Source organism: Methylibium sp. Pch-M (genome assembly GCF_004136295.1).
In the GTDB taxonomy this organism is placed as follows: domain Bacteria; phylum Pseudomonadota; class Gammaproteobacteria; order Burkholderiales; family Burkholderiaceae_C; genus Methylibium; species Methylibium petroleiphilum.
The window spans coordinates 246,587-269,532 of sequence record NZ_CP029606.1; the positions used below are offsets into that span (position 1 = coordinate 246,587).

The 22,946-nt window shown below is 66.6% G+C and carries 23 protein-coding genes and 1 tRNA gene; 1 reads left to right on the top strand and 23 read right to left on the bottom strand.

What is annotated here, in order from left to right:
* Nucleotides 1–2: 2 nt before the first annotated feature.
* From C1M51_RS01135 to C1M51_RS01245, 23 genes are all read right to left on the bottom strand, one after another.
* Nucleotides 3–626: an NUDIX domain-containing protein gene (locus tag C1M51_RS01135; protein WP_129447864.1), complete on the bottom strand. Its 624-nt coding sequence runs from the start codon at nucleotides 624–626 to the stop codon at nucleotides 3–5.
* 12 nt (nucleotides 627–638) lie between these two features.
* Nucleotides 639–947: a DUF2818 family protein gene (locus C1M51_RS01140; RefSeq protein ID WP_129447865.1), complete on the bottom strand. Its 309-nt coding sequence runs from the start codon at nucleotides 945–947 to the stop codon at nucleotides 639–641.
* 7 nt (nucleotides 948–954) lie between these two features.
* Nucleotides 955–2,439 carry an NADH-quinone oxidoreductase subunit NuoN gene (gene nuoN, locus C1M51_RS01145; RefSeq protein WP_129447866.1) on the bottom strand — a complete coding sequence of 495 codons (1,485 nt, stop codon included), beginning with the start codon at nucleotides 2,437–2,439 and terminating at the stop codon, nucleotides 955–957.
* A gap of 16 nt (nucleotides 2,440–2,455) precedes the next feature.
* Complete coding sequence (locus tag C1M51_RS01150; protein ID WP_129447867.1) at nucleotides 2,456–3,931, bottom strand: NADH-quinone oxidoreductase subunit M; 1,476 nt, start codon at nucleotides 3,929–3,931, stop codon at nucleotides 2,456–2,458.
* A gap of 15 nt (nucleotides 3,932–3,946) precedes the next feature.
* Nucleotides 3,947–5,959, bottom strand: coding sequence for an NADH-quinone oxidoreductase subunit L (gene nuoL, locus C1M51_RS01155; RefSeq protein ID WP_129447868.1), 2,013 nt, complete (start codon nucleotides 5,957–5,959; stop codon nucleotides 3,947–3,949).
* A gap of 64 nt (nucleotides 5,960–6,023) precedes the next feature.
* A complete protein-coding gene (nuoK, locus tag C1M51_RS01160; protein WP_011829012.1) occupies nucleotides 6,024–6,332 on the bottom strand; it encodes an NADH-quinone oxidoreductase subunit NuoK in 309 nt (102 codons plus the stop codon).
* Nucleotides 6,329–6,976 (bottom strand): NADH-quinone oxidoreductase subunit J, encoded by a 648-nt coding sequence (locus C1M51_RS01165; RefSeq protein ID WP_129447869.1) that lies wholly within the window; start codon nucleotides 6,974–6,976, stop codon nucleotides 6,329–6,331. The genes nuoK and C1M51_RS01165 overlap by 4 nt, the downstream gene beginning before the upstream one ends.
* Nucleotides 6,977–7,017: 41 nt before the next feature.
* Nucleotides 7,018–7,515 (bottom strand): NADH-quinone oxidoreductase subunit NuoI, encoded by a 498-nt coding sequence (nuoI, locus tag C1M51_RS01170; RefSeq protein ID WP_011829010.1) that lies wholly within the window; start codon nucleotides 7,513–7,515, stop codon nucleotides 7,018–7,020.
* A 13-nt stretch (nucleotides 7,516–7,528) separates the two neighbouring features.
* The gene (gene nuoH / locus C1M51_RS01175) at nucleotides 7,529–8,593 is read right to left on the bottom strand and encodes an NADH-quinone oxidoreductase subunit NuoH (RefSeq protein ID WP_129447870.1); all 1,065 of its coding nucleotides are present in this window, start codon (nucleotides 8,591–8,593) and stop codon (nucleotides 7,529–7,531) included.
* Between the two features lie 5 nt (nucleotides 8,594–8,598).
* Entirely contained in the window at nucleotides 8,599–10,911 is a 2,313-nt protein-coding gene (gene nuoG, locus C1M51_RS01180) for an NADH-quinone oxidoreductase subunit NuoG (RefSeq protein WP_129447871.1), read from the bottom strand.
* A 13-nt stretch (nucleotides 10,912–10,924) separates the two neighbouring features.
* A complete protein-coding gene (gene nuoF, locus C1M51_RS01185) occupies nucleotides 10,925–12,271 on the bottom strand; it encodes an NADH-quinone oxidoreductase subunit NuoF (protein ID WP_129447872.1) in 1,347 nt (448 codons plus the stop codon).
* An 11-nt stretch (nucleotides 12,272–12,282) separates the two neighbouring features.
* Nucleotides 12,283–12,771 carry an NADH-quinone oxidoreductase subunit NuoE gene (nuoE, locus tag C1M51_RS01190; RefSeq protein WP_129447873.1) on the bottom strand — a complete coding sequence of 163 codons (489 nt, stop codon included), beginning with the start codon at nucleotides 12,769–12,771 and terminating at the stop codon, nucleotides 12,283–12,285.
* Nucleotides 12,768–14,021, bottom strand: coding sequence for an NADH-quinone oxidoreductase subunit D (locus C1M51_RS01195; protein WP_129447874.1), 1,254 nt, complete (start codon nucleotides 14,019–14,021; stop codon nucleotides 12,768–12,770). The genes nuoE and C1M51_RS01195 overlap by 4 nt, the downstream gene beginning before the upstream one ends.
* 24 nt (nucleotides 14,022–14,045) lie before the next feature.
* A complete protein-coding gene (locus C1M51_RS01200) occupies nucleotides 14,046–14,657 on the bottom strand; it encodes an NADH-quinone oxidoreductase subunit C (RefSeq protein WP_129447875.1) in 612 nt (203 codons plus the stop codon).
* Nucleotides 14,658–14,678: 21 nt separating this feature from the next.
* Nucleotides 14,679–15,155 (bottom strand): NADH-quinone oxidoreductase subunit B family protein, encoded by a 477-nt coding sequence (locus tag C1M51_RS01205; protein WP_129447876.1) that lies wholly within the window; start codon nucleotides 15,153–15,155, stop codon nucleotides 14,679–14,681.
* Between the two features lie 24 nt (nucleotides 15,156–15,179).
* A complete protein-coding gene (locus C1M51_RS01210; RefSeq protein ID WP_011829002.1) occupies nucleotides 15,180–15,539 on the bottom strand; it encodes an NADH-quinone oxidoreductase subunit A in 360 nt (119 codons plus the stop codon).
* Between the two features lie 191 nt (nucleotides 15,540–15,730).
* A tRNA-Leu gene (locus C1M51_RS01215) sits at nucleotides 15,731–15,815 on the bottom strand.
* A gap of 180 nt (nucleotides 15,816–15,995) precedes the next feature.
* A complete protein-coding gene (gene secG / locus C1M51_RS01220) occupies nucleotides 15,996–16,409 on the bottom strand; it encodes a preprotein translocase subunit SecG (RefSeq protein WP_129447877.1) in 414 nt (137 codons plus the stop codon).
* 33 nt (nucleotides 16,410–16,442) lie between these two features.
* Nucleotides 16,443–17,198, bottom strand: a complete 756-nt coding sequence (tpiA, locus tag C1M51_RS01225; RefSeq protein ID WP_207207784.1) for a triose-phosphate isomerase — start codon at nucleotides 17,196–17,198, stop codon at nucleotides 16,443–16,445.
* A 13-nt stretch (nucleotides 17,199–17,211) separates the two neighbouring features.
* On the bottom strand, nucleotides 17,212–18,198 hold the full coding sequence (locus C1M51_RS01230) for an NAD(P)H-quinone oxidoreductase (RefSeq protein ID WP_129447878.1): 987 nt from the start codon (nucleotides 18,196–18,198) through the stop codon (nucleotides 17,212–17,214).
* Nucleotides 18,199–18,260: 62 nt separating this feature from the next.
* Complete coding sequence (gene pnp / locus C1M51_RS01235; RefSeq protein WP_129447879.1) at nucleotides 18,261–20,516, bottom strand: polyribonucleotide nucleotidyltransferase; 2,256 nt, start codon at nucleotides 20,514–20,516, stop codon at nucleotides 18,261–18,263.
* A 224-nt stretch (nucleotides 20,517–20,740) separates the two neighbouring features.
* Complete coding sequence (gene rpsO / locus C1M51_RS01240) at nucleotides 20,741–21,010, bottom strand: 30S ribosomal protein S15 (RefSeq protein WP_011828997.1); 270 nt, start codon at nucleotides 21,008–21,010, stop codon at nucleotides 20,741–20,743.
* Nucleotides 21,011–21,150: 140 nt separating this feature from the next.
* The gene (locus tag C1M51_RS01245; protein ID WP_129447880.1) at nucleotides 21,151–22,317 is read right to left on the bottom strand and encodes a pyridoxal phosphate-dependent aminotransferase; all 1,167 of its coding nucleotides are present in this window, start codon (nucleotides 22,315–22,317) and stop codon (nucleotides 21,151–21,153) included.
* A 140-nt stretch (nucleotides 22,318–22,457) separates the two neighbouring features.
* On the opposite strand from C1M51_RS01245, the gene C1M51_RS01250 reads away from it, so the two are divergent.
* On the top strand, nucleotides 22,458–22,916 hold the full coding sequence (locus tag C1M51_RS01250) for an Hsp20/alpha crystallin family protein (RefSeq protein ID WP_129447881.1): 459 nt from the start codon (nucleotides 22,458–22,460) through the stop codon (nucleotides 22,914–22,916).
* Nucleotides 22,917–22,946 lie beyond the last annotated feature (30 nt).

Here is a 22,946-nt window from a genome sequence, read left to right on the forward strand (position 1 = left end):
CATCATGCGCCAATGGGGCCCGTCGGTGCAGGCTGCCATTGCAAAACCCAACGCCCGGCGCGCCAATGCGTGAGCCATAGCATGCCGATCAACGTTTTCGCGTCGGTCAGCTCGCCGCTCGCGGCCATCGCCTCGAGTTCCTCGAGCGTGACCGTGGAGACGTCCAGGAACTCGCCGGCGTCGAGATGGCGCTCGCCGGCGACCAGACCACGCGCGAACCAGACCTCGATGCCTTCGTCGGAGTAGGCGATGGCGTTGTGCAGCAGACCGGCCCGCGCCCATTCACGCGCCCGGTAGCCGGTCTCCTCGGCCAGTTCGCGCACCGCGCAATGCAGCACGGGTTCGCCGGCGTCCAGCTTGCCGGCCGGGAATTCGATGAAGGCACGGTGCAACGGATAGCGGAACTGCCGCTCGACGACCAGGCGGCCGTCGTCGAGCAACGGCACGATCATCACGGCCCCGGGGTGGACGATGTACTCGCGGGCCGCCTCGCCACCGTCCGGCAGGCGCACCGTGTCGCGGCGCACGTCGAGAAAATGGCCGCGATAGACCTGGGTGCTGGTGACGCAGTCCTCACGCAGATGGCGATCGTTGGCGGGGGACATCCCGTCGGGTGCGGCACTCATCGCGATCCGGGTTCAGCCAGGAGGGTGGCGCCGAAGGTAACGCCAAACAAAGCCGGGAAACGCGAACGTGAAAAACAGGCACAGCATCACCGCATAGAACTCCCAACCCTGCGGGTGGCGCTGACCGATGCGGGCCTCGAGCCCCATGCCGAGCAGCACGACGAGCGCGCCCAGGCTCAGCAGTTCGAGCAGGCGCCAGCCGAGCGGCTTGGCTGGCGTCCGTTGCGGGCCAACGACAAACAACCGTTCATTGACGAACGGCAGATTGGCCGCCAGCAGCGCCAGGGCGAGCACCAGCCAGACGGCGGGCGAAGTCGTCATACCGGCCTCAGGTGGCCAGCGCGAGCCGGATGGCGTCGGCGCACAGCGCCATCAGACCACCGGGCAGCAGGCCGAACACCAGCACCGCGGCGCCATTCAGCGACAACAGCACGCGCACCTCGGTCGGCGCTGCGACGAGCGCCGGGCCAGCGGCCGGCTCGTCGAAGTACATGGTCTTGACGACGCGCAGGTAATAGAAGGCGCCCACCAGCGACAGCAGCACCGCCACGACAGCCAGCACGATGTAGCCGGTGACGTTGGTCGACACCAGCGCCTGCAGCACCGCGAGCTTGGCGTAGAAGCCCACCGCCGGCGGGATGCCCGCCAGCGAGAACATGCAGACGCCCATGATGGCCGCGAGCAGCGGGTTGCGCTGGTTCAGCCCGCGCAGGTCATCGATCTCCTCGGCCTCGAAGCCCTGCCGTGCCAGCACCATGATCACGCCGAAGGTGCACAACGTGGTCAGCAGGTAGGTGACCAGGTAGAACATCGCCGAGCTGTAGCCGTTGGCGGCCGAGAAGGTGTTGCCGGAGATCACGGTCGGCGTCAGACCCAGCAGCATGAAGCCGAGCTGGGCGATCGCCGAATAGGCCAGCATGCGCTTGAGGTTGCTCTGCGCGATCGCGGCGACATTGCCGATCACCATCGACGCGACCGACAGCACGATGAGCATCTGCTGCCAGTCGAGCGCCAGGCCGATCATGCCCTCGACCAGCAGGCGGATCGTGATCGCGAAGGCGGCCAGCTTCGGCGCACCGGCGATCATCAGCGTGACCGCCGTGGGTGCGCCCTGGTAGACGTCGGGCACCCACATGTGGAAGGGCACGACGCCGAGCTTGAAGCCCAGGCCGGCGACCACGAACACCACGCCGAACACCAGCACCTGCTTGTTGATCTGCCCGGTGCCGATGGCCTTGAACACCTCGCCCAGGTCGAGCGAGCCGGTCGCGCCGTACATCATCGACAGGCCGTACAGCAGGAAGCCGCTGGCGAGCGCGCCCAGCACGAAGTACTTCATCGCCGCTTCGGTGGACACCGCGTGATCCCGGCGCAGCGCGACCAGCGCATACAGGCTCAGCGACATCAATTCCAGGCCCAGGTAGATGACCAGGAAGTTGTTGGCCGAGATCATGATCGAGATCCCGAGCAGCGAGAACAGCGCCAGCGTGAACAGTTCGCCCTTCAGCAGCTCGCGGTCGGCGGCGTAAGGGCGCGCGTAGACCAGCGTGATGAAGGTCGCGACGGTGGCGAAGAAGGCCAGCAGATGGCCCATCGGATCGGCCACCACCATGCCCTGCATCGCGTAGAGCGTGAAGCCGCCCCGGAAGTAGCTGAGATGCATCAGCGCCACGGCGACCAGCGTCGCCAGCGACAACACATAGGTCAGGGTGCGCTTGGGTGATCGCGAGTACAGATCGACCAGCGCGATCACGCAGGTCATCGCGAGCAGCACGATCTCGGGGTAGATGGCGAGCCAGTTCATGTCGTTCATAGAGGTGGCCTGGCGATCAGTTCAGCTTCGAGACGGCCACGTGCTTCAGCAACTCGGTCACAGAGACCTGCATCACGTCGGTGAAGGGCTTCGGGTAGACGCCCATCCACAGCACTGCGGCGGCCAGCAGCGACAACATGAAGAACTCGCGGCCGTTGATGTCGGTCAGTTCGCGCACGTGGTCGTTCGCCACCGCGCCGAAGTAGACGCGCTTGACCATCCACAGCGTGTAGGCGGCACCGAAGATCAGCGTCGTGGCGGCCAGCAGGCCGATCCAGAAATTGAACTTCACGGCGCCGAGGATCACCATCCACTCGCCGACGAAGCCGGCGGTACCCGGCAAGCCGCAGTTGGCCATGGCGAAGAACACCGCCAGCGCGGTGAACTTCGGCATCGTGTTGACCACCCCGCCGTAGGACGCGATCTCGCGCGAGTGGACACGGTCGTAGAGCACGCCGATGCACAGGAACATGGCGCCCGAGACGAAGCCGTGGCTGATCATCTGCACGATGCCGCCCGACACGCCCAGTTCGTTGAAGATGAAGAAGCCCAGCGTCACGAAGCCCATGTGGGCGATCGACGAGTAGGCCACCAGCTTCTTCATGTCCTGCTGCACCAGCGCCACCAGGCCGATGTACAGCACGGCGATCAGCGACAGCGCTATGACGAAGAAGGCCCATTCGTGGCTGGCGTCCGGGGCGATCGGCATCGAAAAGCGCAGGAAGCCGTAGGCGCCGAGCTTGAGCATGATGGCCGCCAGCACCACCGAGCCGCCGGTCGGTGCCTCGACGTGGGCGTCGGGCAGCCAGGTGTGCACCGGCCACATCGGCACCTTGACCGCGAAGGCGGCGAAGAAGGCGAAGAACAGCAGCGTCTGCGCCGTCATCGGCAGCGGCAGCGTGTGCCACTCGAGGATCTCGAAGCTGCCGCCCGACTTGTAGTACAGGTAGATCAGCGCGATCAGCATCAGCAGCGAGCCGAGCAGCGTGTAGAGGAAGAACTTGAACGCGGCATAGACGCGCCGCGGGCCGCCCCACACGCCGATGATGATGTACATCGGAATCAGCGTGGCCTCGAAGAACACGTAGAACAGCAGCCCGTCGAGCGCCGAGAACACACCGACCATCAGGCCTGACAGGATCAGGAAGGCGCCCATGTACTGGTTGACGCGCTCCGTGACCACCTCCCAGGCGGCGATGACGACGATGATCGTGATGAAGGCCGTGAGCAGCACGAACCACACCGAGATGCCGTCGACGCCCAGGTGATAGCGCACGTTGAAGCGGTCGATCCAGGCGAGGTTCTCGCTGAACTGCATAGCCGCGGTCGCGGTGTCGAAGCCCGTGACGAGCGGCAGCGTGACGGCAAAGCTGAGCACCGCGGCGACCAGCGCGATCCAGCGCACGACGCCGGCGTGCTCGTCACGCCCGGCAGCGAGCAGCACGACGCCGAACACGATCGGCATCCAGATGGCGAGCGAAAGCAGACCCATGTCAGTCGTCCTCGCTCACTTGGCCAGCCACACGAACCAGGTCATCAGCGCGAACACGCCGATGATCATGACCAGTGCGTAGTGGTAGATGTAGCCGGACTGGAAGGGCTTGGTCAGCGTGGCGAACCAGCCGACCAGTCGCGCCGAGCCGTTGATCGCACCGTCGATCACGGCCACGTCGCCGCCCTTCCACAGGCCGCGCCCCAGGCCGCGGGCGGCCGGTGCCAGCAGGTTCTCGTTGATCCAGTCCATGTAGTACTTGTTCTCGAGGAGACGCACGATCGGCGACAGCGTGCGCGCGATCGCGGCAGGGATGCCTGGCTTGAGCATGTAGAACACATAGGCGGTCACCACGCCGGCGAGTGCCAGCCAGAACGGCAGCGTCTGCAGACCGTGCAGCGCCATCGCCGCGGCGCCGTGGAACGCCTCGGCCAGCTCTTCCAGGGCCGGATGCGCGGCGGCATTGACGAAGATCGAGTCCTTGAAGAAGTCCCCGAACAGCATCGGCTGGATCGTCAGGTAGCCGATCAGCACCGACGGGATGGCCAGCAGCACCAGCGGCACCGTCACGACCCAGGGGGACTCGTGCGGATCGTGGTGCCCGGCATGGCCGTGGTCGTCGTGCTCGTCGTGGTGGTCGTGCTCGCCCGGGAAGGGCTTGTCGCGGAAGCGCTCCTTGCCGTGGAACACCAGGAAGTACATCCGGAACGAGTAGAAGGCCGTGACGAACACGCCGGCGACGACCGCCAGGTAGGCGAAGCCCGAACCCCAGAGGTGGCTGGCGTGCACGGCCTCGATGATCGAATCCTTGCTGTAGAAGCCCGAGAACAGCGGCGTGCCGATCAACGCCAGCGAGCCCAGCAGCGAGGTGATCCAGGTGATGGGCATGTACTTGCGCAGGCCGCCCATGTTGCGGATGTCCTGGTCGTGGTGCATGCCGATGATCACCGAGCCGGCTCCGAGGAACAGCAGCGCCTTGAAGAAGGCGTGGGTCATCAGGTGGAACACGGCGATCGAATAGGCCGAGGCCCCGAGCGCCACCGTCATGTAGCCCAGCTGCGACAGCGTCGAGTACGCGACCACACGCTTGATGTCGTTCTGGATGATGCCCAGGAAGCCCATGAACAGCGCGGTGATCGCGCCGATCACCATCACGAAGGACAGCGCGGTGTCGGACAGCTCGAACAGCGGCGACATGCGCGCGACCATGAAGATGCCGGCGGTCACCATCGTCGCCGCGTGGATCAGCGCCGAGATCGGGGTCGGGCCCTCCATCGAGTCGGGCAGCCAGACGTGCAGCGGGAACTGCGCGCTCTTGCCCATCGCGCCGATGAAGAGGCAGATGCAGGCCACCGTGATCAGCATCCAGTCGGTGCCGGGAAAGCCCAGCTTCGCGAGCTCGGGGGCCTGCGCGAACAGCTCGCCGTAGTTGAGCGTGCCGCCGTAGGCCAGCAGCAGTCCGATGCCGAGGATGAAGCCGAAGTCGCCGACCCGGTTGACCAGGAAGGCCTTCATGTTGGCGAAGATCGCCGTCGGCTTGGTGTACCAGAAGCCGATCAGCAGGTAGCTCACCAGGCCCACCGCTTCCCAGCCGAAGAACAGCTGCAGCATGTTGTTGCTCATCACGAGCATCAGCATCGAGAAGGTGAACAGCGAGATGTAGGAGAAGAAGCGCTGGTAGCCCGGGTCCTCCTCCATGTAGCCGATGGTGTAGATGTGCACCATCAGCGAGACGAAGGTCACCACGCACATCATCATGGCGGTAAGACCGTCGACCAGGAAGCCGACCTCCATCTTCAGGCCGCCGATCACCAGCCACTCGTAGATCGTGGCGTTGAAGCGCGCGCCATCGAGCACCACGGCCTTCAGCGTGATCGCCGAGAGGACGAAGGCGATCAGCACGCCGAGGATGGTGACGCTGTGCGCGCCGCGCCGCCCGACCGCATTGCCGAACAGGCCGGCCACCACGGCGCCCACCAGGGGCGCGAGCGGCACGGCGAGCAGCATCGATTGTGAAAGTCCAGCCATCTTGTTGTTCTCTGCTCTTTCGAACGGACGGGCCCGCCGGCCCCTCCCTGCGTTGGATCGTGGTTCAGCCCTTCAGTGCGTCGAGCTCGTCGACGTTGATCGTCGAACGGTTGCGGAACAGCACCACCAGGATGGCCAGGCCGATCGCCGATTCGGCAGCGGCCACGGTCAGGATGAAGAACACGAACACCTGGCCGGCCATGTCGCCCAGGTAGTGGGAGAAGGCCACGAAGTTCAGGTTGACGGCCAGCAGCATCAACTCGATCGCCATCAGCAGCACGATGAGGTTCTTGCGGTTCAGGAAGATGCCGATCACCGACAGCGCGAACAGCATCGCGCCCAGCGAGAGGTAATGGCCCAGCGTGATGCTCATGACTTCCCTCCGGTGGCCGCCGGTTCGGCCGGTGCCGGCGGCACCGGCGGACGCTCGGGCTGCATCTGGACGATGCGCACGCGGTCGGCCTTGCGCACCTTCACCTGGGCGGACGGGTCGACGTACTTGCTGTCCTTGCGCTTGCGCAGCGTCAGGGCAATCGCCGCGATGATGGCCACCAGCAGCAGCACCGCGGCGATCTGCAGCGGATACAGATAGTGCGTGTAGATCTCGATGCCGAGCAGTTTGGTGTTGCCCATCTGCGCGGCCGCGGCGTCGAGCGGCGGCGCCTCGGGCAGGTCGAAGCCCCGGCGCAGCACCCAGATCATCTCGGCCGCGATCACCGCACCGATCGTGCCGGCCACCGGGAACAGCTGCCAGAAGCCCTTGCGCACCGTGTCGGCATTGGCGTCGAGCATCATCACCACGAACAGGAACAGCACCATCACCGCCCCGACGTAGACCAGCACCAGCGAGATCGCCAGGAACTCGGCCTCCAGCAGCATCCACACGCAGGCGGCGTTGAAGAAGGCCAGCACCAGGTAGAGCGCGGCATAGACGGCGCTGCGCGCGGTGATGACGCGGAACGAGGCGAACAGGAGGATCGCCGAGAAGACGTAGAAAAGCGCAGATTCTGTGTTCATGGTGTCGTCCGCAACCGAAGTCCGGGCCCTCAAGGGCCGGGTCACCGGTAGGCTGCGTCGGCCTCCTTGTTTGCGGCGATTTCGTTTTCGTAGCGGTCGCCCACGGCCAGCAACATGTCCTTCGTGAAGTACAGGTCGCCGCGCTTCTCGCCGTGGTACTCGAAGATGTGGGTCTCGACGATCGAGTCGACCGGGCAGCTTTCCTCGCAGAAGCCGCAGAAGATGCACTTGGTGAGATCGATGTCGTAGCGCGTCGTGCGGCGGCTGCCGTCGTCGCGCACCTCGGACTCGATGGTGATCGCCAGCGCCGGACAGACCGCCTCGCACAGCTTGCAGGCGATGCAGCGTTCCTCGCCGTTCTCGTAGCGGCGCAGCGCGTGCAGGCCGCGGAAACGCGGCGACAGCGGCGTCTTCTCTTCCGGGAACTGCACCGTGATGGCAGGCGACAGGAAGTGCCGGCCGGTCAGCTTCATGCCCTTCAGCAGTTCGAGAAGGAAGAAGGTGTTGAAGAATTCCTTGATGGAGGCCACAGCGGACATGGTCAGGCCCTCCTTATTTCCAGATGTTCCACGGCGACTGGATCCACAGCCCCACGACGACCAGCCAGATCAGCGTGATCGGGATGAAGATCTTCCAGCCCAGCCGCATGATCTGGTCGTAGCGGAAGCGCGGGAACGTGGAGCGCACCCACAGGAACATGGTCACGACCACGAAGGTCTTGAGGCCCAGCCAGATCCAGCCCGGAATCCAGTTGAAGACGACGCTGTCGATCGGCGGCAGCCAGCCTCCCAGGAACATGGTCACGGCGAGCGCCGAGATCAGGATCATGTTGGCGTACTCGGCCAGGAAGAACATGGCGAAGGCCATGCCCGAATACTCGATCATGTGGCCGGCCACGATCTCGGACTCGCCTTCCACCACGTCGAAGGGGTGGCGGTTGGTCTCGGCGAGGCCGGAGATGAAGTAGACGATGAAGATGGGGAACAGCGGCAGCCAGTTCCAGCTGAGGAAGTTGAGCCCCATGTCGGCGAAGCGCCCCTTGTCCTGCCCGAGCACGATCTCGGTCATGTTCAGCGTGCCCGACACCATCAGCACGACCACCAGCGCGAAGCCCATCGCGATCTCGTAGCTGACCATCTGCGCCGAGGCGCGCAGCGCGCCGAGGAACGCGTACTTCGAGTTCGACGCCCAGCCGGCGATGATCACGCCGTAGACCTCCATCGAGGTGATCGCCATCAGGAACAGCAGGCCGGCGTTGATGTTGGCCAGCGCCACTTCCGGGCCGAACGGCACGACCACCCAGGCGGCGAGAGCCGGCATGATGGTCATCACGGGGCCGAGCAGGAACAGGCCCTTGTTGGCCGCCGTCGGCAGGATGATTTCCTTGAAGATCAGCTTGACCGCATCGGCGATCGGCGTGAGCAGGCCCCAGGGACCGACGCGGTTGGGGCCGGGACGGATCTGCGTCCAGCCGATGGCCTTGCGCTCCCACAGCGTGAGGTAGGCGACGCAACCCATCAGCGGCGCGATCAGCGCCACGATCTTGATCAGGTTCCACACGACGGGCCAGAAGCCGCCGAGCAGGCTGCTGCCGAACTGGTTGAAGCTCTCGATCATGATGTTCAGGCCTTCTCGACGGCGATCTCGCCGAACATCGCGCCCAGTGCCGCCGTGGCGGCGTGGCCGGCGGGCACCCGCACGGCAGTCGGTGCCAGCGTGGCATCGTGGTAGGCCGCGAGCCGCAGCGACGCACTGCCCTGCTGCACGTGGACCTGGCCACCCTCAACCAGCCCCAGGCGCTGCCACAGCGCCGTCGGCAGCCCGGCACGCGGTGCGCTTGCATCGGCGGTGGCCTGCAGCGACGGCGCGCGGCGCACGATGGCGTCGCTGGCGTAGATCGGCACGTCGGCCACGCGCTCGAGCGCGGGGCGATCTGCGGCGATCGCCACGCTCGCACGGCTGGCGTTGTCGAGCCGCGACGCCAGCGCGGCCACGTCACCCAGCGCCTGCGCCTTGACTTCCTCGGAGGTCTCGAAGCCGAAGCCCGGCAGGCCCAGCATCGAGCCGAGCACGCGCAGGACCTTCCAGGCCGGGCGGGCATCGCCACGCGGTCGGACGACGCCGTGGAAGCCCTGCACGCGGCCTTCCGCGTTGACGAAGCTGCCCGAGGTCTCGGTGAACGGCGTGATCGGCAGCAGCACATCGGCGTGCTCGAGGTTGGCGCTCTTGAAGGCGCTCAGCGACACCACCATGCCGGCCCGGGCCAGCGTGTCCGCCGCCTGTCGGCCATCGGCCGCGTCGAGCACCGGTTCGGCATTGAGCAGCAGGTAGGCCTTCAGCGGCTGCGACAGCATCTGACCGGCGTTCAGCCCGCCGCTGCGCGGCTGGGCCCCGACGAGTTGCGCGCCCACGCTGTTGGCCGCCTCACCGAGCACCCCGAAGGTGGCACCGGTCTGCTCGGCGATGAACTGGGCGAGTGCGAGCAGCTGGGAAGCCTGCGGATGCTGGATCGCGGCGTTGCCGAGCAGCACCGCCTTGCGCTGCCCGCTCAGCAGCGAGGCGGCGATCACCTTGGCCGGCTCGCTCGCCTCGGCCGCCACCGGCGCTGCGGCGCCGGTGTGCGACGCCACTGCCGCGGCCACGCCGGCCAGGGCGGCCACCCAGGCGCTGGGCGCCGCGGTGATCTGAGCAGACACCGGCATCAGCCAATCGTCGGCGAGCGCGTGCAGGCTGGAGACCTGCGCACCGTGCTTGGCCGCCTGGCGCAGACGCTGCGCGAACAGTGGATGGTCCTTGCGCAGGAACGAACCAATCACGAAGGCGCGGTCCAGCGTCGACAGCGACTCGATGCTCGTGCCGAGCCAGCGCACCTTCTCGACCGTGTCGAACTCGGCATGCCGCAGGCGGTGGTCGATGTTGTCCGAACCCAGGCCACGCACCAGCTGCCCGAGCAGGTAGAGTTCTTCCACCGTGCTGTGCGCGGTGGCGAGCGCGCCGATGGACGCGGCGCCGTGCTCGGACTGGATCGACTTCAGGCCGTTGGCGACGTATTCCAGCGCGGTGTTCCAGTCGACGGTGCGCCACTGCCCATCGTGCTTGATCATCGGCGCGGTGAGGCGCTCGTCGGTGTTCAGGGCTTCGTAGGAGAAGCGGTCGCGGTCGGCGATCCAGCATTCGTTGACCGCCTCGTTCTCGAGCGGCACGACACGCATCACCTGGTGGTTCTTGACCTGCACGATCAGGTTCGCGCCCGTCGAATCGTGCGGACTGACCGACTTGCGGCGCGACAGCTCCCAGGTGCGGGCGCTGTAGCGGAAGGGCTTGCTGGTGAGCGCGCCGACCGGGCAGATGTCGATCATGTTGCCCGACAGCTCGGAGTCGACCGTGTCGCCGGCCACCGTGGTGATCTCGCTGTGCTCGCCGCGATGGATCATGCCCAGCTCCATCACGCCGGCCACTTCCTGGCCGAAGCGCACGCAGCGGGTGCAGTGGATGCAGCGACTCATCTCCTCCATGGAGATGAGCGGGCCGACGTCCTTGTGCAGCACGACGCGCTTCTCTTCCTCGTAGCGCGAGGCCGATTTGCCGTAGCCCACCGCCAGATCCTGCAGCTGGCACTCGCCCCCCTGGTCACAGATCGGGCAGTCGAGCGGGTGGTTGATGAGCAGGAATTCCATCACCGAGCTCTGCGCCTTGAGCGCCTTGTCGCTCTTGGTGCGCACGATCATGCCCTGCGTCACCGGCGTGGCGCAGGCCGGCATCGGCTTGGGCGCCTTCTCGATGTCGACCAGGCACATCCGGCAGTTGGCCGCGATGCTGAGCTTCTTGTGGTAGCAGAAGTGCGGGATGTAGGTGCCGGCCTTGTCGGCGGCATGCATCACCATGCTGCCTTCCTGCACCTCGACCTTGCGGCCGTCGAGTTCGATTTCAACCATCTTGGGCGTCCCGTCAGACGTAGGCCGGGACCGTGCAGGTCTTGTGTTCGATGTGGTGCACGAACTCCTCGCGGAAGTGCTTGATCATCGCGCGCACCGGCATGGCAGCCGCATCGCCCAGCGCGCAGATGGTGCGCCCCTGGATGTTGTCGGCCACGGAGTTCAGCAGATCGATATCTTCCATCCGGCCATGGCCTCGCTCGATGCGATCGACCATGCGCCACAGCCAGCCGGTGCCTTCGCGGCACGGCGTGCACTGGCCACAGCTCTCATGCTGGTAGAAGTAGGACAGGCGCAGCAGACTCTTGACCATGCAGCGCGTGTCGTCCATGACGATCACCGCACCGGAGCCCAGCATCGAGCCGGCCTTCGCGATGGAGTCGTAGTCCATCGTCGTGTCCATCATGATCGCGGCCGGCAGCACTGGCGCCGACGAACCACCGGGGATCACCGCCTTCAGGCCGCGGCCGCCCTTCACGCCGCCGGCGAGCTCGAGCAGTTTCGAGAACGGCGTGCCGAGCGGGATCTCGTAGTTGCCAGGACGCTCGACGTCGCCGACCATCGAGAAGATCTTGGTGCCGCCGTTGTTCGGCTTGCCGCATTCCAGATAGGCCTGGCCTCCGTTGCGGATGATCCAGGGCACCGCGGCGAAGGTCTCGGTGTTGTTGATCGTCGTCGGCTTGCCGTACAGGCCGAAGCTGGCCGGGAACGGCGGCTTGAAGCGCGGCTGGCCCTTCTTGCCCTCGAGCGATTCGAGCAGCGCCGTCTCCTCGCCGCAGATGTAGGCGCCGAAGCCATGGAAGGCGTGCAACTGGAAGCGGTGGGCAGAGCCGAGGATGGCGTTGCCCAGGTAGCCGGCGGCGCGGGCCTCCTCGAGCGCTTCCTCGAAACGTTCGTAGATCTCGAAGATCTCGCCGTGGATGTAGTTGTAGCCGACCGAAATGCCCATCGCGTAGGCCGCGATGATCATGCCCTCGATGACGATGTGCGGGTTGTAGGCAAGGATGTCGCGGTCCTTGCAGGTACCCGGCTCGCCTTCGTCGGAGTTGCAGACCAGGTACTTCTGGCCCGGGAACTGGCGCGGCATGAAGCTCCACTTCAGCCCGGTCGGGAAGCCTGCGCCGCCGCGCCCGCGCAGCCCGGAGGCCTTGACCTCGGAGATCACCTGGTCCGGCGTCATCGGCTCGACGCCCTCGCCACCCTGCAGGATCTTGCGCAGCGCCTGGTAGCCGCCGCGCGCCTCGTAGTCCTTCAGGCGCCAGTTGCGGCCGTCGAGCCCGGCGACGATTTGTGCGCCGATGTGACGGTCGTGGAAACAGGTCTCGCGACCGGTGGCCTGGAACTTCGACAGGTCGAGCATCGTCGGCGCCCTCACTTCGGTTGCGCTGCCAGCAGCGCGAGCAGTTCGTCGAGCCGCTGCTCGGTCATGTAGCTCAGCATCTGGCGGTCATTGAGCAGCATCACTGGCGCATCGGCGCAGGCCCCGAGGCACTCGCTCGGCTGGACCGTGAAGTTGCCGTCGGGCGTGCTGCCGTAGGGTTCAACGCCGAGCCGCTTGCAGACGTGCTGCAGCGCGCTCTCGCCGTCGCGCAGCTGGCACGGCAGGTTGGTGCAGACGTTGAGCTTGAAGCGCCCCACCGGCTGCTGGTTGTACATGTTGTAGAAGGTGGTCACCTCGTGCACCGCGATCGGCGGCATGCCGAGGTGGGCCGCGATGGCCCGCTCGGCATCGGCCGACACGTGCCCCTGCTCCTGCTGGACGATGGCCAGACAGGCCATCACCGCCGACTGCTTCTGTTCGGCGGGGTACTTGGCGACCTCGCGGTCGAAGCGCGCCTTGGTGGCTTCGGAAAGTGTCATCGGTCAATCTCGCCGAAAACGATGTCCATCGTGCCGATCACCGCCACGGCGTCGGCGATCATGTGGCCGCGCGACATCTCGTCCATCGCCGCGAGATGGGCGAAACCCGGCGCGCGGATCTTGAGCCGGTAGGGCTTGTTGGCACCGTCGCTCACCAGGTAGATGCCGAACTCGCCCTTCGGGTGCTCGACGGCCGCGTAGGCCTCGCCCTCGGGCACGTGGAAGCCCTCGGTGAAGAGCTTGAAGTGGTGAATCAGCTCTTCCATGTTGGACTTCATGTCCACCCGCCCCGGCGCGGCGACCTTGTGGTTGTCGGTGATCACCGGGCCCGGGTTGGCGCGCAGCCAGGCCGCGCATTGCTGGATGATGCGGTTCGACTGGCGCAGCTCCTCGACGCGCACCAGGTAGCGGTCGTAGCAATCGCCGCCGGCGCCGACCGGGATGTCGAATTCGACGCGGTCGTAGACGTCGTAGGGCTGCGTCTTGCGCAGGTCCCAGGCGATGCCCGAGCCGCGCAGCATCGGACCGGTGAAGCCGAGGTTCAGTGCGCGCTCCGGCGTCACGACGCCGATACCCACGGTGCGCTGCTTCCAGATGCGGTTGTCGGTGAGCAGCGTCTCGTAGTCGTCGACATTCTTGGGGAACCGACGGCAGAAGTCGTCGATGAAGTCCAGCAGCGAGCCCTGCCGGTTCTCGTTCATCTTCGCCAGTGCCTTGGCGTTGCGGATCTTCGAGACCCGGTATTGCGGCATGGTGTCCGGCAGGTCGCGGTACACGCCGCCTGGGCGGAAGTAGGCCGCGTGCATGCGCGCACCTGACACCGCCTCGTACATGTCGAACAGGTCCTCGCGCTCGCGGAAGGCGTAGATGAGGATGTTCATCGCACCGCAGTCGAGGCCGTGCGCGCCGATCCACAACAGGTGGTTCAGGATGCGCGTGATCTCGGAGAACATCACGCGGATGTACTGGGCACGGACCGGCACGTCGACGCCGAGCAGCTTCTCGATCGCCAGACAGTAGGCGTGCTCGTTGCACATCATGGACACGTAGTCGAGACGGTCCATGTAGGGCAGCGACTGGATATAGGTCTTGCTCTCCGCGAGCTTCTCGGTCGCACGGTGCAGCAGGCCGATGTGCGGATCGGCGCGCTGGATCACCTCGCCGTCGAGCTCGAGGATCAGGCGCAGGACGCCGTGGGCCGCCGGATGCTGCGGCCCGAAATTGAGGGTGTAGTTCTTGATCTCGGCCATGGGGACTCGGGTTCTCGCAGCGCGTCAGTGCAGACCGCCGTAGTTGTCCTCGCGGATGATGCGCGGCGTGATCTCGCGCGGCTCGATCGTGACGGGCTGGTAGATCACGCGACGCTGCTCGGCGTCGTAGCGCATCTCCACGTGCCCGGTGGTCGGGAAATCCTTGCGGAACGGATGACCGATGAAGCCGTAGTCGGTGAGGATGCGGCGCAGGTCGGCATGGCCCTCGAACACGATGCCGTAGAGATCGAAGGCCTCGCGCTCGAACCAGTTTGCGGCAGCCCAGACCTCGTTGACCGACGGCACGACGGGCAACCCGTCGTCGGCGCAGAACACCTTGAGCCGCAGGCGCCAGTTCTTGCTGACCGACAGCAGGTGCAGCACGACGCAGTAGCGCGGGCCTTCGGTGTAGGGAGAGCCCGCGCCGTCCTTGTAGGACGAGTAGTCGAGGCCGCACAGGTCGATCAGCTGCTCGAGCTTCAGCTCGGCATGATCGCGCAGCGTCGTGCACACGGCCAGGTAGTCGGTGGCCGCCACCGTCAGCGTCAGTTCGCCGCGATCGCGCACCAGCGCCTGGATCTTGCCGGCCAGCGCGGCTTCGAGGGCCGGCTGCAGGAGGTCGATTTTGTGGTCCATGGAGGGGCAGCAGCGTCCGGTTCAGCGGGCGATGGTGTTTTCGCGCCGGATCTTGGTCTGCAGTTGCAGGATGCCGTAGAGCAGCGCCTCGGCCGTTGGCGGACAGCCCGGCACGTAGACATCGACCGGCACGATGCGGTCGCAGCCGCGCACGACCGAATAGCTGTAGTGGTAGTAGCCGCCGCCGTTCGCGCACGAGCCCATGCTCAGCACCCAGCGCGGCTCGGCCATCTGGTCGTAGACCCTACGCAGGGCCGGCGCCATCTTGTTGCACAGCGTGCCGGCGACGATCATCAGGTCGCTCTGGCGCGGGCTGGGGCGGAACAGCATGCCGAAGCGGTCGATGTCGTAGCGGGCCGCGCCCGCGTGCATCATCTCGACCGCGCAGCACGCCAGACCGAAGGTCATGGGCCACAGCGAACCGGTCTTCGACCAGTTGATCAGCTTGTCGGCGGAGGTGGTGATGAACCCCTCCTTGAGAACGCCTTCGATGCCCATCTCAGAAGCTCCTGGTCATTGCGGTCATTCCCAATCCAAAGCGCCTTTTTTCCATTCGTAGGCAAAGCCGACGACCAGGATGCCCAAGAAAACCATCATGGCCCAGAAGCCCGGCGCGCCGATCTCCTTGAGCGCAACGGCCCAGGGGAACAGGAAGGCGATCTCCAGGTCGAACAGGATGAACAGGATGGCGACGAGGTAGTAGCGCACGTCGAACTTCATCCGTGCGTCCTCGAAGGCCTCGAAGCCGCACTCGTAGGGAGAGTTCTTGTCCGCGTCGGGCCGGTGCGGGCCGAAGATGAAGCCGATCAGCTGCGGCGCGATGCCGACCGCAGCGCCCACGAGGATGAACAGGATCACCGGCAGGTAGGACTCGAGGTTCATCGTGGTGCGTGGCTCGGTACGTCGATCGATTGGCTGCGCTCATCCGGCAAAAACAAAGCGCGCTGCAGTGACGCGGCCTGTTGCCAGACCCCTCCACACGCTCAGCGCGCCCGGTCCCCTGCGCATTGCTGTCAGGGCGCTTTGGGCTGCGCCGGATGCTGCTCCAGCCCGAAACGAACGTTTCTTGTTCTTGGTGCCGTCGGCGAGACTCGAACTCGCACAGCTTTCGCCACTACCCCCTCAAGATAGCGTGTCTACCAATTTCACCACGACGGCCTTCACTCGCTCCGCAGCCACGGGCACCGCGGAATGTGCCGCCCGGATTGCATGAGGAATTGCTCACCGGACAGCCACTGATTCTATCGTCAAACTGGTACGACTTTGCGCCATTCGCAGCATGACAACAGCGACTTGCGCTGCCGTGCCACGCGGGTCGGGAAAGCTATCGCCTGGCTGTCACTTCGCAGGGATCTGAGCGGCCCCCGAGGCTTCGACTGCAGGCGCTTGCGGCACGACGGCCGGCGCGGCAGCCGATGCCGCACCGGGGATTTGGGAGGCTGGCGCCGCGCTCGCCGCCGACGACGCAGGAACCGCACGCTCCAGGATGGACTCGCCACCGCCGGTGCTCGCACGCAGGTTGCCGAAATAGGCGAGCGCCAGCGTGCAGGCGAAGAAGATCGCCGCACACACACCCGTGGAGCGCGACAGGAAGTTCGCGCTGCCCGAGGCACCGAACAGACTGCCCGAGGCGCCGCTGCCGAACGACGCGCCCATGTCGGCGCCTTTGCCGTGCTGGATCAGCACCAGGCCGATCATCACCAGCGCGGAAAGCATCTGCACCACCACCATCACCGTCAACAGCATCTGCATAGATCGACTCCAGGATTCAAGAACTAGCGGCGTTCAGCGCGTGCTCGCGGCACGACAGATCGCGATGAAATCAGCGGCTTTCAGCGACGCGCCGCCGATCAGGCCGCCATCGATGTCGGCCTGCGCGAACAGCGTCGCAGCGTTGTCGGGCTTGACGCTGCCGCCGTAGAGCAGCTTCATCTGCGCGGCACGCGGCGTGGCGGCGGCGAGTTGCGCACGCAGCAGTGCGTGAACCGCCTGCGCCTGCTCCGGACTGGCTGTGCGGCCCGTGCCGATGGCCCACACCGGCTCGTAGGCCACCACCATCTCGCCGACGCAGTGCGCGAGCGTATGGATCACGGCCGAGAGCTGGCGCTTGACAACGTCTTCCGTCTCGCCTGCATCGCGCTGCGCGAGTGTCTCGCCGACGCAGACGATCGGCGTGACGCCCTTGGCCAGCGCCGCCTGCGCCTTGTCGGCCACCAGCTGGTCGCTCTCGGCATGCAGCGCGCGCCGCTCCGAGTGCCCCACGATCACGTAACGGCAGCCGAAGTCGGCCAGCATCGCCACCGACACTTCGCCGGTGTAGGCGCCCTGCTCGTGCACCGAGCAGTCCTGCGCACCCCAGGCGATCGCACTGCGGGCCAGCCGCTCCGCCGCCTGCGCCAGATAGGGAAACGGCGCGCACACCGCAGCCTCGCAGGGCAAGGGGCCGGCCGACTTCAGCCCTTCGAGCAGGGCCTCGTTCGTGGCGTGCGTGCCGTGCATCTTCCAGTTGCCGACCACCAGTTTGCGGCGGATGTCACTCATTGGCTTCTCCTTGTCACCAAGTCAGGACGAGCTTGCCCACGTGCTGACCGGACTCCATCAGCGCATGGGCCTGCGCGGCCTGCGCGGCGGGAAACGTCTTGTGGATCATGGGCTTGAAGCGCCCGGCCTCGATCAGCGGCCAGACCCGGGCGCGCAGCGCGGCACCGATGGCCGCCTTGTACTCGGTGGTGCGTGGACGCAGCGTGGAGCCGGTGATGGTGAGCCGCCGGCGCAGCAGCACGCCGGCGTCGAACTCGGCCTTGGTACCGCCCTGCACCGCGATGATGGACAGCCGCCCGTCTTCAGCCAGGCACTGGATCTCACGCGCCACGTAGTTGCCGGCGACCATGTCGAGGATGACATCGACCCCGCGGCCACCACTCAGGCGCTTGACCTCGGCGACGAAATCCTGCGTCCGGTAGTTGATCGCCTCGTCGGCGCCGATGGCGCGGCAGGCCTGCGCCCGCGCGTCGTCGCCGACCGTCACGAACACCCTGCAACCGAAGGCCTTGGCCAGTTGGATCGCCGTCACGCCGATGCCGCTGGCACCGCCCTGCACCAGCAGCGTCTCGCCGGGCTGGAGCCGGGCCCGCTCGAAGACGTTGATCCAGACCGTGAACAGCGTCTCCGGCAGGCTGGCCGCCTCGATGTCGCTCCAGCCGGCCGGCACCGGCAGGCACTGGCCGACCGGCGCCACGCAGCGCTGCGCATAGCCGCCGCCGTGGGTGAGCGCGCAGACGCGGTCGCCGAGCCGGAAGCCCGCCGCAGCCAGCGCACCCGCGTCACCGCCGACGATGCGGCCCGCCACCTCCAGCCCCGGCAGGTCGGACGCGCCGGGCGGCGGCGGGTAGGCCCCGGCGCGTTGCAGCACGTCGGGCCGATTGACTCCGGCCGCGGCAACGTCGATGAGCAGTTCCCCCGGCCCCGGCTCCGGCTCGGGCCGCTCGACGAGACGCAGCACCTCGGGCCCGCCGGGCAGGGAGATTTCGATCGCTTGCATGCGTCGTGCGTGTCTGCGTCGTCAGCGGCAGCGAGCCGGCGACGACGCGTCCATCCTCTGCCTCACTCCGCCTGCGGCGACGGCACGTCGGACTCGGGCGCCGCCTGTGGCGCGTCGCCACGCTCGCGACGCGGCGGACGGTCGCCCCGGTCACGGCCGCGGTCACCGCGGTCGCCCCGGTCACCGTATTCACGGCGCGGACGTTCCTCCTCGACATAGCCCTCGGGACGCTCGAGCAGCGCCTTCAGCGACAGCTTGATGCGGCCCTTCTCGTCCGTTTCCAGGACCTTGACCTTGACGATCTGGCCTTCGGTCAGGAAGTCGGTGACCTTCTCCACGCGCTGGTGCGCGATCTGGCTGATGTGCAGCAGCCCGTCCTTGCCGGGCAGGATGTTGACCAGCGCGCCGAAGTCCAGGATCTTCGTGACCGGGCCCTCGTAGACCTTGCCGATCTCGGCCTCGGCCGTGATCTCCTCGATGCGCTTCATGGCCGCCTGGGCCTTGTCGCCATCGGTCGAGGCGATGGTGATGGTGCCGTCTTCCTCGATGTTGATCTGGGTGCCGGTCTCCTCGGTCAGCGCACGGATGGTGGCGCCGCCCTTGCCGATCACGTCGCGGATCTTCTCGGGGTTGATCTTCATCACGTAGAGGCGCGGCGCGAACACCGACAGCTCTTCCTTCGCACCGCCGAGCGCCTCGACCATCTTGCCGAGGATGTGCAGGCGCGCTTCCTTGGCCTGCGCCAGCGCCACCTGCATGATCTCCTTGGTGATGCCCTGGATCTTGATGTCCATCTGCAGCGCGGTCACGCCGGTGGTCGTGCCGGCCACCTTGAAGTCCATGTCGCCGAGGTGATCTTCGTCGCCCAGGATGTCGGTCAGCACCGCGAAGCGGTTGCCGTCCTTGATCAGGCCCATCGCGATGCCGGCCACGTGGGCCTTCAGCGGCACGCCCGCGTCCATCATCGACAAACAGCCGCCGCAGACCGAGGCCATCGACGAGGAACCGTTTGATTCGGTGATCTCCGAGACGACGCGGATCGCATACGCGAACTCGTCCTTCTTCGGCAGCACTGGGATCAGCGCTCGCTTGGCGAGGCGGCCGTGGCCGATCTCGCGGCGCTTGGGCGAGCCCACGCGACCCGTCTCGCCGGTGGCGAAGGGAGGCATGTTGTAGTGGAACATGAAGCGGTCCTCGAACTCGCCGGCCAGCGCGTCGATGCGCTGCGTGTCGCGTTCGGTGCCCAGCGTGGTGATGACCAGCGCCTGGGTCTCGCCGCGCGTGAACAGCGCGGAGCCGTGGGTGCGCGGCAGCACGCTGGAGCGGATCTCGATCGGGCGCACCGTGCGGGTGTCGCGGCCGTCGATGCGCGGCTCGCCGGCCAGGATCTGGCTGCGCACGATCTTGGCCTCGATGTCGAACAGCAGGTTCTCGACCTTGACCTTGTCGACCACCGCGCCTTCGGCGGCCAGCGCGGCCAGCACCTCGGCGTAGGCCGCGCGGGTGGCCTGAGTGCGATCCTGCTTGGAGCGGATCTGGTAGGCCGCGCGCAGCTTGGCTTCGCCGAGGCCATTGACCTTGGCAATGAAGTCCTCGTCCTTCGCAGGTGCAGTCCATTGCCACTCGGGCTTGCCGGCATCGCGCACCAGTTCGTTGATCACGCGCACGGCGATGTTGCCCTGCTCGTGGCCGAACACCACGCCGCCGAGCATGATGTCCTCGGGCAGCTGGTCGGCCTCCGACTCCACCATCAGCACGGCCGCCTCGGTGCCGGCGACGATCAGGTCGAGCTTGGACTCGGCCAGTTGCGTCGGGCCCGGGTTGAGCACGTACTCGCCGTTGATGTAGCCCACGCGCGCGGCGCCGATCGGGCCGTTGAAGGGAATGCCGCTGATCGCCAGCGCGGCGCTGGAGCCGATCAGCGCGGCGATGTCGGCCGACGCTTCAGGATTCAGCGACAGCACGTGCACGACCACCTGCACCTCGTTGTAGAAGCCTTCCGGGAACAGCGGGCGCAGCGGCCGGTCGATCAGGCGGCTGGTCAGCGTCTCCAGCTCACTCGGACGGCCTTCACGCTTGAAGAAGCTGCCGGGGATCTTGCCGGCGGCATAGGTCTTCTCGATGTAGTCGACGGTCAGCGGAAAGAAGTCCTGGCCCGGCTTCGGGTTCTTGGCAGCCACGACCGTGGCCAGCACCACGGTGCCGTCCATGTCGACGATGACCGCGCCGCCCGACTGGCGGGCGATCTCGCCGGTTTCCAGCGTAACGGTGTGCTGACCCCATTGGAAGGTCTTGGTGATCTTGTTGAACAGGCTCATGCTTGTCTCCAGTTGGATGCCCGGCGCGGTACGTCGGGGCGACTCGGGGCGCGATCGGTGGCGCCTGTCACCGGGAGCCCAGCGCTCGAGCGGGATGCCATTCCAGCGCGTCTGCGACGGCAATCGCGTTGGAATGACACATCGACGCTCGCTTGCGGCTTGCTCCAAAACACGAAGAGCCTGCGCTGGGGGTGCCAGACAGGCTCTTCGTCATGCGATTCGGCTTACTTGCGCAGGCCCAGCTTCTGGATCAGCGCGGTGTAACGGTCGGCGTCCTTGCCCTTCAGGTAGTCGAGCAGCTTGCGGCGGCGGCTCACCATCTTCAGCAGGCCACGACGACCATGATGGTCCTTGGCGTGGGTCTTGAAGTGGGGGGTCAGGTCGTTGATGCGAGCGGTCAGGATGGCCACTTGCACTTCGGGCGATCCCGTGTCGGAAGCACCGCGCGCGTTCGACTTGACGATTTCGGAGATGTTGAGGTCGGCGACTGCCATGTCTGTTTCCTGGTTGCGATGAAACCGCTGACGCTCGCAGGAACGGCGTGCCACGGTTTCGAGTTTCCACTTGCGGTCACGGGTGAAACCGACCCATGCCGTGCTGATGTCACGCAGCCGCAGGCCGCGAAACCTCGAAATTATAGCCGCAGTCCCTGTCGCAGGCGTTCGACCCCTTGCGTCAGGCGGTCGGGGTCGCGCGACGCGAAGCACCAGCGCAGCCAGCCTTCGGCCTCCGGCCCGAAGGCCGCGCCCGGTGCAAGGCCCAGGCCGGCCTCGGCCACGAGGCGCTTCGCGAACGCCAGCGAGTCCATCTCGCCCACCACGCGGAAGAAGGCGTACATGCCGCCCTCGGGCACCGCCACCTCCAAGCCGGGTAGCGCCTGCAGCGCCGGCAGCAAGGTGTCGCGACAGGTTCGCAGATGTCCGACCAGGCTCGGCAGCGTGACCGCCGCCCCCTCCACCGCCGCCAGTCCGGCCCGTTGCACGAAGACCGGCGCGCACGACGTGTTGAACTCGATCAGCTTGCCCACTGCGTCCAGCAAGTCCGGTGGCAGCACCAGCCAGCCGAGCCGCCAGCCGGTCATCAGGAAGCTCTTGGAGAAGCTGTGCGCCACCAGCAAGCGGTCATCAGCTTCGGCGACGTCGAGGAAGGACGGCGCCGCCGGCGGCCCGCCGGCCCTCGCGTCGCCGCCGAAATAGAGCCGCTCGTAAACCTCATCGGCAACGATCCAGGTGCCGGTGCGGCGACAGTGCGCCAGGATCGCCGCCTGCTCGTCCCGGCTCAGCGTCCAGCCGGTGGGATTGTTCGGCGCGTTGATCAGCAGCACGCGGGTGCGTGGCGTGACGGCCGCCAGCAGTTCGTCCAGATCCAGCCGCCAGGCGCCGGCCTGCGGCCGCAGCGACACGCGAGTCACCTGCGCGCCCAGAATGACCGGCTGCGCAGTCAGGTTGGGCCAGACGGGCACGACCGCCACGACCTCGTCGCCGGCCCCGACCAGGGCCTGCATCGCGATCATCAGCGCGTTCACGCCCGAGGACGTGACGGCGATCCGCTCCGGCCCGAGCGGCCGGTGGAGCGCACCGACATAGCCCGCCAGCGCTTCGCGCAGCCCGTGCAGACCCAGGTTGTGCGAGTAGAAGGTTTCCCCCTGCTCCAGCGACGCGACGGCCGCGTCGCGCACGAAACCAGGCGTCACATCGTCACCCTCGCCGAACCAGAACGCCAGCACGTCGCTGCGACCCAACCCGGCATTGGCCACCTCGCGGATCTTGGAGCCGGGCAGCTGCCGGATGAGCTCGCGCATCGCTGGGATCCCCCGAAAAAGGCCGCTCCGCGTGAGGGCGGCGCCTCGAAATACAACGGCCTTGAAAACAAAAATGCCGCTCTCAATTCGGCGGCATGGGCAGCCGTTCGCTGCCTTCCACGTGATTCTAGGAGAACGCCATGTTCGTCATGCCCGTCACCCGCACCCACCGCCACGCCTACAACGGCCACGCCCGCGACCTGAGCCGCGCCTTCGACCGCCTGTTCGACGGCAGCGTCGAGCGGGTCTTCGCCGCCGCCGCTTCCGACCACGTCACCCGCCAGCCTGCGCTGGATCTGCGCGAGACCGAGCAGACCTACAGCGTGCAGCTCGACATGCCCGGCGTCGCGAAGGAAGACGTCAAGGTCACGATCGACGGCAAGCGCGTCAGCATCGAGGCGTCGGCCCCCGCCGACGCGCCGGCCGCCGAAGGCGAACGGTTGCTGGTGCGCGAACGCAGCCGCACTGCCTACGCCCGAAGCTTCACGCTGCCGGTCGAGGTGGACGAGTCCGCTTCCCAGGCTCGCCTGGAGAACGGCGTGCTGAGCCTGACGCTGACCAAGAAGCTCAAGCCAGCCACGCAGCTCGCCATCGGGTGATCTGGCGGCAAGCCGACCGTCGGGGCCCCG